Source organism: Actinomadura sp. NPDC000929 (assembly GCF_040492065.1).
In the GTDB taxonomy this organism is placed as follows: Bacteria; Actinomycetota; Actinomycetes; order Streptosporangiales; family Streptosporangiaceae; genus Spirillospora; species Spirillospora verrucosospora.
This window is the reverse complement of sequence record NZ_JBEUPA010000011.1, coordinates 1-14,357: the sequence shown is the minus strand read 5'-3', so window position 1 is coordinate 14,357 and position 14,357 is coordinate 1. Positions and strand designations below refer to the sequence as shown.

General features: G+C 75.1%; 9 protein-coding genes. 3 read left to right on the top strand and 6 right to left on the bottom strand.

What is annotated here, in order from left to right; genetic code table 11:
• Positions 1-16: 16 nt before the first annotated feature.
• The 4 genes from ABWI04_RS06475 to ABWI04_RS06460 form a co-directional block, all read right to left on the bottom strand.
• On the bottom strand, positions 17-325 hold the full coding sequence (locus tag ABWI04_RS06475; RefSeq protein ID WP_353831747.1) for a hypothetical protein: 309 nt from the start codon (positions 323-325) through the stop codon (positions 17-19).
• A 57-nt stretch (positions 326-382) separates the two neighbouring features.
• Complete coding sequence (locus tag ABWI04_RS06470; RefSeq protein WP_353831746.1) at positions 383-1,162, bottom strand: class I SAM-dependent methyltransferase; 780 nt, start codon at positions 1,160-1,162, stop codon at positions 383-385.
• A gap of 73 nt (positions 1,163-1,235) precedes the next feature.
• Positions 1,236-4,697, bottom strand: coding sequence for an ATP-dependent helicase (locus ABWI04_RS06465; RefSeq protein ID WP_353831745.1), 3,462 nt, complete (start codon positions 4,695-4,697; stop codon positions 1,236-1,238).
• 19 nt (positions 4,698-4,716) lie between these two features.
• Positions 4,717-7,830, bottom strand: a complete 3,114-nt coding sequence (locus tag ABWI04_RS06460; protein ID WP_353831744.1) for an ATP-dependent helicase — start codon at positions 7,828-7,830, stop codon at positions 4,717-4,719.
• A 289-nt stretch (positions 7,831-8,119) separates the two neighbouring features.
• On the opposite strand from ABWI04_RS06460, the gene ABWI04_RS06455 reads away from it, so the two are divergent.
• Both ABWI04_RS06455 and ABWI04_RS06450 read left to right on the top strand, forming a co-directional pair.
• Entirely contained in the window at positions 8,120-9,631 is a 1,512-nt protein-coding gene (locus tag ABWI04_RS06455) for a hypothetical protein (RefSeq protein ID WP_345184510.1), read from the top strand.
• Complete coding sequence (locus ABWI04_RS06450) at positions 9,628-10,989, top strand: amidase (protein ID WP_345184512.1); 1,362 nt, start codon at positions 9,628-9,630, stop codon at positions 10,987-10,989. Before ABWI04_RS06455 ends, ABWI04_RS06450 begins: the two co-directional genes overlap by 4 nt.
• Positions 10,990-11,037: 48 nt before the next feature.
• On the opposite strand, the gene ABWI04_RS06445 is transcribed toward ABWI04_RS06450, so the two are convergent.
• Entirely contained in the window at positions 11,038-11,478 is a 441-nt protein-coding gene (locus tag ABWI04_RS06445; protein WP_353831743.1) for a GlcG/HbpS family heme-binding protein, read from the bottom strand.
• Between the two features lie 173 nt (positions 11,479-11,651).
• Here ABWI04_RS06445 and ABWI04_RS06440 point away from each other — a divergent pair, with 173 nt between their 5' ends.
• Positions 11,652-13,373 carry a PucR family transcriptional regulator gene (locus ABWI04_RS06440; protein WP_353831742.1) on the top strand — a complete coding sequence of 574 codons (1,722 nt, stop codon included), beginning with the start codon at positions 11,652-11,654 and terminating at the stop codon, positions 13,371-13,373.
• A 76-nt stretch (positions 13,374-13,449) separates the two neighbouring features.
• Here the strand turns inward: ABWI04_RS06440 and ABWI04_RS06435 are convergent.
• Positions 13,450-14,357 (bottom strand): MFS transporter (locus tag ABWI04_RS06435; protein ID WP_353831741.1); only part of this gene is annotated, 908 nt, incomplete at its 5' end.

The window sequence follows — 14,357 nt, the reverse complement described above, 5'->3', positions numbered from 1 at the left end:
TGCCCCGTCCCGAGGGTCAGGCGGCGCCGGCGCTCCGCTTGGCGGCCATGCAGATGCGGGCGAGGTCGTTGAGGGCGTCGGCGCGGCGCTCGTCCAGCGTCCGGAAGTCGCCCGGCCCGGCCTCGGCGAGGGTGTCGATGACCAGGGAGAACACCGGCCACTCGGCGGGCCCGATGGCGCCCTGGAAGTCGACGCCGTCCTCAAGGTCGTCCAGGTCGAGGTTGCGGGCGAAGGTGGCGAGGGCGGCCTCGGCCGCGACCACGCCGATGCGCATCGCCAGCGCGGCCGGCTCGCGGTCGAGAGCACGCGCGGTGCTAGAACCCATGTTCGACAACATAGACCACACGCGTCACACGCGTCGAAAGTTTGCTCGAAAAAACGTCTACCCGGCGATGGCCTGCTGGAAGACGTAGGAGTGCGTGAAGTGCAGGACGCCGTCGACCATGCTCGGGCGCATGCCGGTCGCGGGGCCGCCCGCCAGCTCGTCCCGCAGCTCCCGCCTGATCTGCTCCGCGGTGTCGGAGGGGGTGTGCGAGAACTCCAGCCACGGGTCCAGCGGGCGGGTGTGGTCGAACCGGTCGGCGCGCTTGACCTCCGCGCCCGCCGCCGCCACGAGCTCGGCGATCCGCGCCTCGGTGAGGGCCTCGCCGTGCGAGGGGTCGCGGAGGCGCTCGATGCGGTCGGGGTCGCCGTCCAGCCCCTCGGGCCGGACCAGGTCGGCGATGATCAGCGCCGCGCCGGGGCGGCTGACCCGGGCCATCTCCCGCACGACGGCCTCCGGGTCGGCGACCTGGTGCAATGAGAAGCGGGTGACCACGAGGGTGAACGACCGGTCGAGGTAGGGCAGGGCGGTGGCGTCGCCGTGCGCGAAGGTGACGTTGGTGAGGCCGGCGTGGTCGGCGTCGCGCTTGCCCTCGGCGAGCATCGCGGGCGTGAGGTCCAGCGCCGTCACGTGCCGGACGCGGCGGGCGATCGCGCGGGCCACCATCCCGGTCCCCGCGGCGACCTCCAGCACGACGTCCTCCAGGTCGAGCTCGGGGTCCATGAACCGGACGAGCCGGTCCAGGTGGCGGGTGAAGGCCGCGTTCAGCCTCGGGTCGGAGAACCCGGCCGCCTGCTTGGAGAACTCCCGTACCACCTTCTCGTCATGGGTCACCGACACGTCGCCTCCTCGGATGGTTGCCCGGATCATCCCCGAAACCACGCACGGTGAACAGGGGGCGGCGGCGAAACCCTCAGGCGGCGGGGACGCCGTCCAGCAGCGCCGCGAGCCCGGCGGCGTCGAGCAGGTCCGCGGGACGGACCGTGACCTCGGCGGAGACGTAGTGGAACGCGGCGCTGACCCGATCGACCCCCACCCCGGCGAGCTCGGCCCACGCCAGCCGGTACGCGGCGAGCTGCACGGCGGCGAACCGGGCCTCGTCCCCGCGCGGCGGGGAGCCGGTCTTCCAGTCGACGACCTCGTACCCGCCGTCCCGGGACCGGAACACGGCGTCCATCCGGCCCCGGACCAGCCGGTCGCCGATGACGGTCTCGAACGGCACCTCGATGTCGAGCGGCTCGCGCGCCGCCCACTCCGACCGCTCGAAGCGCTCGCGCAGCGTCGCCAGGTGCGCGTCGTCGGCGGCGCCCTCGTCGGCGGCGCCGGGCAGCTCGTCGGGGTCGAGGAGGCGCTGCTGCCCCCAGCGGCCCTCCAGCCAGGCGTGGAAGGCGGTGCCGCGCCGAGCGTACGGGGCGGGCGGGCGCGGCATGGGACGGCGGATCTGCCGCGCGAGCGCCACCGGGTCGCGGGCCAGCGACACCAGCGACGACACCGACAGGTGCGCGGGAAGCTCGACGAGCAGGCCGTCGCCCCCGCGCCCCCGGTCGCGCTCGGCGAGCAGCAGCTCGACGTCGCGCGCCCACGCCGTCATGCGCCCCCGGTCGGCGTCGGACAGCCCGGCGTCCCCGGCCCAGTGGCGGGTGCGCCCGGCCATCTCGTCCTCGACCATGCGGGCGCCCTCCACGACCGCCTCGTAGCGCGCCCGCGCCGACAGGTCGGACCGGCCCCGCTCCCCCGGCGCGACGGGCCACTGCGCCTCGTCGGGGTCGGCGAGCAGCGGGTTGGCGGCGCCCTCCTCCGGCGGGTCGGCCCACACGGCGACGGACCCGGCCCCGGCGAGGCACACCGCCCGCACCTCCTCCAGGAACGGCGACGGGCCGAGCGGCCGCCCCGAGGACCCCCACCAGTACCCGGTGGTGATCAGCAGGCTGGACGCGCGGGTGACCGCGACGTACGCGAGCCGCCGCTCCTCCCGCAGGTCGCGCTCGGAGCACGCCTGGTCGAAGGCGGAGAGGTCGTCCTTCTCCAGCCCGGTCAGCGCGGGCAGGTCGGCCCGGTCGCCGCGCAGCATGAACGGCAGGACGCGCGGGTTCGCCGTCCAGCGGGTGGCGTTCTGCGGCGGCGAAGGGAAGATCGACCCCTTGGCGGGGGATCCGTTCTTCTGCGGCGTGTAGGCCAGCCCGGGGACGACGACGACCGGCCATTCCAGGCCCTTGGAGGCGTGCACGGTAAGGAGCTTGACGCTGTCGGTCTCCCCGACCCGCCCGGCCTCCAGCCCGAACTCCTCGGTCTCGGCGGCCTTGAGGTAGGCGAGGAACGCGCCGAGCGTCGGGTCTTCGGCGTCGCCCGCGAAGGTGGCGGCGGCGTCGATGAACGCGTCGAGGTCGGCGCGGGCGGTGACGGGGTCGAGCCCGGACCGCGCCGCGACCTCGATGTCGAGGCCGAGCGTGCGCTCGACCTCGTTGACCAGGTCGGGAAGCGGCAGCCCGACCTGTCCGCGCAGGGCGCGCAGCTCGTCGCGGAGGCGGCGCAGGCGCCCGTGGCCCTCGGGCGAGAACGCGTCGGGCGGGCCGAGGTCGTCGAGCGCGTCGACGAGGCTGCCGGTCTCCTGGTTCAGCTCGCTGACGAGCTGCCGCAGGGGATCGTCCCCGGCGCCTTCCTCGCCCCCCTCACCAGGCGCGATGTCGGAGGCGGACGTCATGTCGAACGAGGGGCCGGCCTCTTCGCGGGGCGCGGCGCCGGACTCGGCGACGCCGGGCGCGGGGCCAGGGTCCTCCTCGGGCGCGGCGGCGGGTTCGGGGCGGGTGATGTCGCGGGCCGTCTCCTGGGCCAGGGCGCGGGCCCGGCGGCCGAGGGCGACGAGGTCGCGGGGGCCGAGGCGCCAGCGCGGGCCGGTGAGCAGGCGGGCGAGGGACGCGCCGGCGGTCGGGTCGTGCATGACGCGCAGCGTGGCGACGACGTCCTGCACCTCCGGGACGGTGAGCAGGCCGCCGAGCCCGACCACCTCGACCGGGATCCCGCGCGCCTCCAGGGCCCGCCTGATCAGCGGGAACTGGGACCGCTTGCGGGCGAGGACGGCGACGTCGGAGTAGCGGAGCGGCTCGGTCTGGGGGCCGCCGTCCGGGGCGGCCCCGGGGTCGGCGGCCATGAGCCCGGCGATGCGCGCGGCGATGCGGTCGGCCTCGTCCTCGACGGTGGGGAAGAGGGCGCATTCGACGCGGCCGCGCCCCTCGCGCCCGGCGCCCGGGACGAGGCGGGGCACGGCCTTCGTCTCGGCGCGCAGCTCCTCCTGCACCCTGGCCGCCGCCTCCAGGATCTGCTCGCCGTTGCGGAACGAGCGGCTGAGCTGGACGACCGGAGCCGCCACGGGACGTCCGCCGGGGGCCGCCGCGGGCTGCGAGGGGAAGTCGTAGGCGAAGCGCAGCAGGTTCCCGGCGCTCGCGCCGCGCCACCCGTAGATGGACTGGCACGGGTCGCCGACGGCCGTCACGGGATGCCCGCCCGCGAACAGCGACTTGAGCAGGACGAGCTGCGCCTGGCTGGTGTCCTGGTACTCGTCGAGCAGGACGACGGAGAACCGGGACCGCTCGATCATCCCGACCTCGGGATGCCTGTGGGCGATGCGGGCCGCCAGGGCCATCTGGTCGCCGTGGTCGATGACCTCGCGGTCGGCCTTCGCGCGCCCGTACGCCTCGACGAGCGGCATGAGCTGCTCGCGGACGGCGTGCTTGGCGAGGATGTCGCGCTGCGCCTTGAGCGGCTTCTTCACCACGGCGAGCCGCTCGTCGAGCCACGCGCCGACCTTGCGGACGTCCTCGGCCGTGCGCAGGTGCTCCGACAGGTCGCCTGAGAGCTCCATGACGGCCTTGGTGACGGTGTCGGGCTGCCAGTCGATCCGGTCCATGGGGCCGTGGTAGGCGTCCACCACCCGGGAGCAGATCTGCCAGGCGACGGCCGGGGAGATCAGCCGCATCGTGGGTTCGAGGGCCTCGCGCAGGGCGTGGTCGCCGAAGAGCCGCGCCGCGTACGAGTGGTACGTGGACACCATCGGCTCGCCGTCGAACAGGGCCTCGCCGCCCAGCCGCTCCAGCTCGTCGCCCGGCAGGACCTCGCGGAGCCGGTCGAGCCGCTTGCGCACGCGCACGCCGAGCTCGGCGGCGGCCTTGCGGGTGAAGGTCAGCCCGAGGACGCGCTCCGGCCGGACGAAGCCGTTCGCGACCAGCCACACCACCCGGGCGGCCATCGTCTCGCTCTTGCCCGACCCGGCGCCGGCTATCACCGCCATCGGCGCCATCGGCGCCTCGATCACCCGGGCCTGCTCCTCCGTCGGCGCCGGGATCTCCAGCAGCCGGGCCAGCTCTCCCGGCGTGATCACCTCGCTCCCCCCGAGCTAGTCAGTCACCCACCTGCCCGCCCTCGTCATGGACGGGGCAGCAGGAGCGTACGGGACAGGTGCGACACTTGTCGTTCGCCCTGGCCTGGAAGACGTCGCCGGCCATCCCCGTGGCGACGATCTCGACGAGCCTCTTCGGCCACTCGGGGTCGGCGTCCTCGGCGGGCGGGGGCTGCTCCTGCTCGCGCGCCTTCGCCGTGAACGCGGCCTTGCCGACCTGGATCAGCTTCGCGCCGCCCGGCTCGATCAGCCCGTGCCGCTCGAACGCGCCGAGCATCACCGCGTACTGGTACACGCCGAGCTGGGGGTGCCGGGCCAGCTCGTCCTTCGGGACGGCGGTCGAGGAGGTCTTGATGTCGATGATGACCGCGCGGCCCTGGTCGTCGCGTTCCGCGCGGTCGATGCGGCCCTTGATGACGACGCGGCCGAGGTCGACCTTGAACGACTCCTCCAGCGCGACGACCTCGTTGGGGTTGTCGCGGTGCCAGGCGAGGAACTTGTCGACCATCCTCGCGGCCTGCTCGCGCTGCTTCTCCGAATACCACGAGCTGCGGAACTCCAGGTCCTTCCAGATCTCGTCGAGCCGCTGGGCGACGTGGACCTCGTCGACGCCGTCGTCCGCGCCCGCCATCTCGGCGACGGCGTGGACGACCTTGCCCATGGTGCTGTACTCGTTGGGCCCGCCCTCCTGGGCGCCGACCGCCGAGGCGAGCAGCCAGCGCAGCCCGCACGTGGTGAACGCCTCGACCTGGGACGGCGAGATCGTGATGGGCTCGTCCTCGGCGAACGCGGGCCCGCCGTCGGACAGCGCGGTGATCGCGTACCAGTTCTCCGGCCGCGCGCCGCGCACGCCCGCGCGCGCCAGGCGGGCCAGGTGCCCGGCCGCCGCGCGCCGCAGCGGTTCCGGCCGGGCCGGGTCGCCGACGACGGAACGCAGGTCGGCCACCAGCGCGGACAGCGACAGCCAGCGGGTCTTCTCGTCCAGCTGCGACTGCTCGATCGCGCCGGGGAGCAGCTCGTTCAGGAAGCGGGACGGGCGCTCCTCGGTGTCGTCGCCGCCGACGGCCGTCACCACGAGCCGCCGGCGCGCCCGCGTGACCGCCACGTAGAACAGGCGCCGCTCCTCGTCGAGCATCTTGGCGGCCATCGAGGCGCCGGCGGCGGCGTCCCCGTCGGGCTCGGCCCCGGCCGCGTGCTCGACCAGCTCCTCGACGCCGAGCAGCGACCCGCGCAGCCGGACGTCGGGCCACACGCCCTCCTGGACGCCGGCGACGACGACCACGTCCCACTCCAGGCCCTTGGAGCGGTGCGCGGTGAGGATCCGGACCGCCTCGCCCTCGGGCGCCTGCTCGGCCAGCGTGTCCCCGGCGATCTCCTGGGACGCGATGTTGTCGACGAACAGCTCGGGCCCCGCCTGGGGAAGCCGGTCGACGAACCGCGCGGCATGGTCGAACAGCGCCACCACGGCGTCGAGGTCGCGGTCGGCCGCCGCGCCGCGCGTCCCGCCCTTGACGCTCTGCTCCAGCAGCACGTCGGCCTGGCCGCTCTCCTGCCAGACGGCCCACAGCACGTCCTCGGCGGTGCCGCCGTCGTGCACGCTCCGCCGCGCCACCTCGATCAGGTTCGCGATCCGCTCCGCCGGGGCGCGGACCCTCTCGTGGACCAGAACCAGCTCGCGGGGGTCGTTCACCGCCGCGACCAGGAGCTCCCCCAGTGGGCGCTGCCCGCCCGACAGCTCCTCCAGATCGCGCAGGGCGCGCTTGAGGCGGCGCATGGCGAGCGCGTCGGCGCCGCCCAGCGGCCCGGTCAGGAGGTCCTCGGCCACGACCTCGTCCAGGAAGCCCTTCTTCAGCGCCGCCCGCAGCAGGACGAGGAACGGGCGGACGGCGGGCTCCCCCACCAGCGGCACCTCGTCGCCGGCGACCACCACCGGCACCCCGGCCTGGGCGAGCGCCCGCCGCAGCACCGGGACCTGCCGCACGGCGCTGCGCACCAGGACCGCCATCCGCGACCACGGCACCCCGTCGAGCAGGTGGGCGCGGCGCAGCTCGTCGGCCACCAGCGCGGACTCCTGGCTCTCGGAGTCGGCGATGACCGCGCGCACCTCGCCCTCGTCCAGTTCCTCCACCGGCCGCAGCGCGCGGTGCTCGGCGGCGCCCGCCGACCCGGCGGGCAGCCGCCGCGCGATGCGGCGCGAGGCGGTGAGGATCTCGGGCCCCATCCGGCGGCACGTCCGCAGCGCCACCACGGGCGCCGGGTCGCCGCCCAGGGTGCGGAAGCGGTCCGGGAACTCCTGGATGCCGCGCACGTCGGCGCCCCGGAACCCGTAGATCGACTGGTCCGGGTCGCCGACCACGACCAGGTCGCGCCCCTCGCCCGCGAGATGGTGCAGGAGGGCCTCCTGCGCGGGGTCGGTGTCCTGGTACTCGTCCACGAACACGGCGTCGTAGGCGTCGCGCTCCCGGATCCGCACCTCCTCGTCCGCGAGCATGCCCGCGGCCATGTGGATCAGCTCGCCGTAGTCGTAGGTGGGGACGGGGTCGAGCAGGAACCGGTCGACGTACCGCTCCATGAACCCGCCGACGGCGGCCCAGTCGTCGCGGCCCCGCAGGCGTCCGAGAGCGGCGAGGTCTTCCGCGGCGTACTGCCGCTCGACCGCGCGCAGGGCGAAGTCGCGCAGCTCCTCGGCGAACCCCCGCGTCGCCAGCGCGGCCCTCAGGCGCTCCGGCCAGTCGCGGGCGCCGTCCGCGAGCTCGCCCTCCAGCAGCCGCCGCACCTCCAGCAGCTGCTCCGGACCGGACAGCAGCCGGGGCGCCGGCTCCTCGTTCAGCACGGCGTCCCGCCGGATCAGCGCGTACGCGTAGCTGTGGAAGGTGAGCGCCAGGGGCGTCCGCGTGGTCCGGTGCAGGCGGCCGGTGATGCGCTCCCGCAGCTCCCCCGCCGCCTTGCGGCTGAACGTCAGGACGAGCACGCGCTCGGGGTCGACGCCGCGGTTCTCGATGCGGTCGACGACCGCCTCGACGATCGTCGTCGTCTTCCCGGTGCCCGGCCCCGCCAGCACGAGCATCGGCCCGCCGGCATGCTCGACCACCCGCCGCTGCTGCTCGTCGAGCACGGGCGGGACGCTCCGCGCGGGACCCGCGCGTCGCACGAGACGGTAGGAAGCAGACGGCACAACAGTTCATTGGAACAGATCAGCGGGACCGTTCTGACCACAACGCACGCATGTCGCCAGAGAGAAAGACCACCGGAGCGGCGCCCCCGCACGGCGACACCCTGCACAATCCACGGCCCCCGCGCTGTGCGGTTTCGTCATTGCTCCCGCCGGGAGGCATCGTGCACATTCACCAGAACCCTCGTGCACGGACGCGGACCCACCGCGTCCCGGAGGTGGGAGGTACGCGTTGTCCCCTGCCCACTGGATCTACCTGCTCGGCCTGGCCGCCCTCATCGCGACGGTGGTCGCGCGGAGGAACGTCGTCGCCCTCGCCCTCCTTGGAACGTTCCTCACCGCCCTCGTGTACAGCGGGAGCGTCACGACCGGCCTCGGCGCGGTGTTCAACGCCGCCATCACCGCCGCGAAGGAACTGCTGCCGATCTTCGTCATCATCGCGGTGGTGACGGCGATGCTCGGCGCCATGCGCACCCTCGGCTCCGACCTGATGATGGTGCGGCCCCTCCAGCGGCTCGTCCGCAACGGGCACGTCGCCTACCTCGTGCTCGCCGTCGTCACCTACCTGTTGTCGATGTCGTTCTGGCCGACGCCGGTACTGCCGCTGATCGCCGCGATCCTGCTCCCCGCGGCCGTCCGGGTCGGGCTGCCGCCGATGGCCGCCGCCATCGCGATCGCCATCACCGGGCAGGGCATGGCGCTCAGCTCCGACTACGTCATGGGCGTCGCGTCCGGGCTGTCCGCGCAGGGGGCCAAGGTCCCCGCGGACGCCATCGCCGGCCGCGCGCTGGTCATCTCGCTGATCGCGGGCGTGGTCGCGCTGGCCTTCTGCTACCTGCGCGACGTGCGCGGCAGGCTGCTGGACCCGGCGGAGGCCGAGGCGGAGGCGGTCGACCTGGCGGCGGTCGGCGAGGGCTCCGCGCACGCGGCGGCCGGAGACGACGGGACGCAGGCGGTGAGCGCCGAGCCCTCCGGCGGCGGCACCGCGACCCTGACCGCCACCGGCGGCGACGGTCACGGTGACGCGGAGGCTCCCTCAGGCCGGACGCGGCTCGTGGCGTTCGCCGTCCCGCTGGCGTTCGCCGCGCTCCTGGTGGTGATGCTGCTCGGCCGGTTCACCTCCCTCGTCCCCGACATCGACGACGGCGCGGGGGCCCCGCTGGTGGGCGGGACGGCGTCGCTCGCGCTCGTCGCCATCTGCGTCATCGCGAACCGGCGGACCTGGCTGCAGGACTGCGCCGACCATTTCACCGAGGGCATCGCGTTCGCGTTCCGCACGATGGGGGTGGTCATCCCGATCGCCGGGTTCGTCTACGTCGGGCTCTCCGACTACTCGGGGCAGATCCTCGGGCTGCCGGACGGCGAGCAGGGCCCGGCGCTCCTGCTGGACGCGATCGCCAAGGTCCAGCCGCACATCCCGCACGTCCCGGTGTTCGCCTCCTTCGCGATGCTGCTCGTCGGCATGGTGATCGGCCTGGACGGCAACGGCTGGCCGGGGCTGCCGTTCACCGGCTCGCTCGCCGGGGAGCTCGGCCACAGCGCGGGCGCGGACCCGGCGACGCTCGCGGCCATCGCCCAGAACGGCGCGAGCTGGACCGGCGGCGGCACCCTCGTCATCTGGTCTTCGCTGATCGTCGTCGCGGGCCTGACCGGCGTCTCCGTCATCGACCTGGCGCGACGCCTGTTCCTCCCGGTCGTGGCGGGCCTGGTGGTGGCGACGGCGGTCGCGGCGGTGGCGCTGTGAACGCGGTCGAGCTGGCGGAGGAGGTCCGCGCCGGACGGCTCTCGGCACGCGAGGCGGTGGCGGAGGCCCTCGCGCGGATCGAGCGCTCGGACGGCGCCGTCGGCGCGTTCGTCCACGTGGACGCCGAAGGCGCGCTCGCCCGCGCCCGGGCCATCGACGCGGCGGTGGCGCGCGGCGCGGACCCCGGGCCGCTGGCCGGGGTGCCGCTCGCGGTGAAGGAGCTGCACGCGGTGGCCGGATGGCCGTACGCGATGGGCAGCGTCCTGCACGCCGGCCGGATCGCCGACCACACCTCCACGATGGTGGCGCGAGCGATGGCGGCCGGGGCGGTCCCCGTCGGGCTCACCGCGTCGCCGGAGTTCGGGCGCGCGTCGTTCACCGCGTCCGCCCTGCACGGCGTGACCCGCAACCCCCACGCCCCGGAGCTGACGCCGGGCGGGTCGAGCGGCGGATCCGCGGCGGCCGTGGCCGCCGGGATGGTCCCACTCGGGACGGGCACGGACGGCGCCGGCTCGCTCCGCATCCCCGCCTCCTACTGCGGGCTGGTCGGATTCAAGGGGACCTACGGGCGCGTCCCCCGCGGGCCCCGGCACCGGGGCACGGCCGAGAACGACCACTACGGCGTCCTCACCCGCACGGTGCGCGAAACGGCCCGCTTCCTGGACTGCGTCTGCGGGACGGACGAGTACGACCGCGCCTCCCTGCCCGCCCCCGCCGCGCCCTTCGAGACGTCCCTCGACGGCATCGACCTGAGCGGCCTCCGGGTCGCCTGGTCGCCCGACCTCGGCTACGCGCCCTGCGACCCGGAGGTGGCCGCCGTCGTGGAGGACGCGGCCAAGACGTTCATCGCCGGAACCGGCGCCCGCCAGGTCCCCGCCGACCTGACGCTGGAGTCCTGCGGGGCCGCCTTCCGGACGCTGTCGGTTCCGGACGTCCACGCCGAACTCCGCGACGCCCCGGCCGACCGCCTGGAGTCCGTCCACCCCACGGTCCGCCGCTACGGCGACGCCGCACGCGCCCTGGACGCCGACGCGCTCGTCGACGCCCACGAGGCCCGCGCCCGCCTGGTGGCCGCACTCGCCGAGGGCTTCGCCCGCTTCGACCTCCTGCTCACCCCGGCCACCCAGGCACCGGCGTTCCCGGCCGAGGGCCCGATGCCGACCGAGATAGCGGGCCGCCCGGTGGACCACTGGGGAGCCCTGGCCGTCACCTTCCCCTTCAACCTCTCAGGCCACCCGGCGATCTCCGTCCCCGCAGGCCGGGCAGGCGGCACCCCCACCGGCCTCCAGATGGTCGCCCGCAGACACGAGGACCTGCTCACCCTGGCGGCCGCGGCAACCTACGAACGGCTGTGTTGAATGCCTTTTTCTCCTCCGTCGGGCCTGGCGGAGGAGAGAAAAGCAATCCTATACAGCCACTTTTTCCCTGAAGGCTTTCAGGGCGGCGGCGCCCACGGCCTTGTCCTGCTCGCCGTTGCCGCCGCTGACGCCCACGGCCCCGACGACCTCGCCCTCGTGGACGATGGGGAAGCCGCCCACGAAGATGGCGAACTTGCCCGGGTGCATCTGGTTGATGCCGAAGGCCTCGTTGCCCGGGAGGGCGGGGCCGTTGGGCGGCTCGTTGAACGTGTGGGTGTCGCGCTGGTGGCCGGCGGCGGTGAACGCCTTGGCGATGGCGATGTCCACGCCGGTGAGGCGGGCGCCCGTCATGCGGTGGACCGCGATCGGGTGCGCGCCGTCGTCGGCGATGCAGATCGTCTGCTTGACGCCGATGCGGCGCGCCTCCGCCTCGGCGGCGGTGAGCATGACGAGGGCGTCTTCCAGGGTGAGCCGGTGGACGGTGTGCACGGGGCCTCCAGAGGGGTATTGCCCTATTCAGGTCGGTAAAGCAGGATGTGAGGGACGGTTTCTCCAGGTCACGCCGTCCGCCACGTACCTCTTCCCACCCCGTCAGTCTCGAAGGACCGCGTCCATCGGGGCTATGTACACTTCGCCGAACGAACCCGACGGGATGTGGGCACATGGCACATCACCCTGCGATCGTCACGACCGCCGGCGGGCATCTGCCCGTCGGGGCGCTGCTGGCAGAGCCGCTGCTGCGCGGGACGCTCGTCGCCGGACGGGCGGGGCTGGAGCGCGGCGTCGGCTGGTGCCTCCCGCTCTCGGAGACCCGCCGCTGCGCCGGCGACCCCGACCGCGACCTCGCCGGCGTCGCCGTCCATCTGCCGGTGACGGCGGTGGCCGCGCCGGAGGAGGCGGCGGCCGTGGTGGGCGACCTCGTCCGGCGGGACGCCGCCGCGCTGCTGGCGTGGCGGCCGCCCGGCGTCGACTCCGACCTCGACGCGGCGGCGCGGGCCGCCGAGGCCGCGGGCGTGCCGCTGCTGGCGCTGCCCGCGGAGGCCGACTACCGGGCGGTGAGCCGGCTCGTCGGGCAGAAGGCGCTGGCGCAGTCCGCGCACATCCTGGAGTACGGGTCGCGGGTGCACCGCACGCTCGCGGAGGTCCTCGCGCGGGGCCCGGGGGTGCCCGCCATGGCCCGCGCGGTGGTCGGGCTGTCGCGCTGCGGCGTCCTCATCTGCGACGCGGACGGCGAGCGCCTCGCCTGGGAGGAGGCGCCGGACGCCGCGCCGATCGACCCGGACGCGCTGCTGGCCGCGCTGCCCGAGGAGCCCGGGCCGGACGCGCAGGCCGCCGAGACGCGCCTGCGGCCCGACCCGGACGGCCCTCCCGTGCACGTGATCGTCATGCCCGTCCTGGTGGGCGGGGAGGCGTTCGGCCGGATGGTGATGGTGGAGCGGGCGTGCCCGCCCGACCCGCACGACCTGGCGCAGCACCGCGTGGTCGCCGAGCACGGCGCGACGCTGGTCGGGTCGGAGATGCTGCGCCAGCGGTCGGTGCGGGCGGCCGAGGAGCGGGCGCGCGGCGACTTCGTCGAGGCGCTCGTGCACGGCCGGTTCGCCGACTCCCACGAGCTGGGCGCGCGGGCCCGCCACCACGGGTTCGACGTGGACGGGCACTTCGCCGTGCACGTGGTGGCGGCGGCGTCGCTGCTGCCCGTCGGCCGCGACTACCTGCGCCGGACGGTGTCGGCGACGCGGACGGCGCAGAACCTCGAACCCGGCGGGTGCGCGCTGACCGCCGCGATCAGCTCGACGATCGTGGTGATCCAGCAGGTCCCGGCGCGGCCGGACCCGAACGGGCAGCGGGCGGACGCCGCCCGGTTCGCCGAGCGGCTGCACCGGGCGCTGCGCCCGCACCTCGGCGACGACCTGCGGGTCGCGCACGGCCGCCCGGGGCAGGGCGCCGCCGGGGTCGCGTCGGGGTACCACGAGGCGCGGCTGACGATGGGCCTCGCGTGGCACACCGCCGCCGAGCCCGTCTGCGGCTACGACGACCTGCGGGTGTTCGCCGCGCTGAAGGACGTGGCGCGCAGCGCGGAGGCCAAGTCGTTCGCCCGTGAGACCCTGGCGCCGCTGCGCCGCGCGAACGGCGGCGACCTGGAGCGGATCGTGCTCGCCTACATCAGGACGTCGGGGAACCTGAACGCGGCGGCGCGCGACCTCGGCCTGCACCGCAACACGATGCTCTACAAGCTCGACCGGGCGTCCCGCGCGCTGCGCATGGACATCCGGTCGGCGGACGCGCAGTTCATGTTCTGGCTGGCGCACCACATCGACACGCTGACCACGGTCACCGGCGCCCTCGACGAGGAGATGGCCCCGCCGGCCGCCGCGCCCGGCTGATCAGGCACCGCCGGTTCCCGGCAGATCAGGCACCGCCGGTTCTCCGGCAGATCAGGCACCGCCGGTTCCCGGCAGATCAGGCGGGGTCGGGGCCGGCGAAGGACGCCAGCAGCCCGAGCGCGGCGGTCGCGGCGCAGACCGCGAACATGACGCCGAAGGCGGGGGCCCGGTCCAGCACGGCCCCGACCCACGCGGCGCCGAGGGCGGAGCCGCCGAAGCGCAGCAGGTTGAACAGGCCGAGGCCGGCGCCGCGGCGGCCGGCGTCCGAGCGGGTGGCGCCGGTCGCGGCGGGCGTCTGGACGAACGCGACGCCGGCGCCGGTCAGGGCGAGCGCGGCGAGCAGCCACGGGACCGGCCCGGACGCGGCGAGGACCGCGGCGACGAGGACCTGGCCCGCGATGAGGACGAGCAGGCCGCCGCGCAGCACGGCGCGCGGCGACAGCCGTTCCATGAGGACGCCCGTGACCGGTCCCAGCACCGACATCACGACCGGCAGGCTCAGCAGGACGGCCCCCGCGTAGAGGGTGCCGGCCTGCCGCTGGGTGGTCAGGTAGACGGGGACGGCGAGCAGCGTGGCGCCCAGGCAGAACATCTGCGCGAGGACGCTCAGGCAGGAGCGCAGGTAGCGGGTCTCCAGCAGCAGCCGCGGCGGCAGGAACGCGTCGGGCCGCCCGCGCGAGGTCGCGGCGTAAGCGGCGGCGGTGAGGAGGCCTGCGAGCACGCCGCCCCAGACGAGGGGCGAGGCCGCGCCGAGGGTCGCGGCGGAGGAGGTGGCGCCGAGGCCGAGCCCGGCGGCGAGGGTGAGCAGGGCCGCGCCGCGCCGGTCCAGCGGGACGCGCCGGGGCCGCCCGGCCGGGACGAACCGGACGGCCAGCGCCGCGGCGGCGGCGCACAGCGGCACGACCGGCCAGAACACGGCGTGCCAGCCGAACCAGGTGGCCAGGCCGCCGCCGAGCGTGGGCCCGGCGGCCTGGCCGACGCCGT

Bases quoted from the DNA above. Each gene is read 5' to 3' on its own strand.
- ABWI04_RS06475 (WP_353831747.1), bottom strand. From the start codon at position 325: ATGGGTTCTAGCACCGCGCGTGCTCTCGACCGCGAGCCGGCCGCGCTG.
- ABWI04_RS06440 (WP_353831742.1), top strand. From the start codon at position 11,652: ATGGCACATCACCCTGCGATCGTCACGACCGCCGGCGGGCATCTGCCC.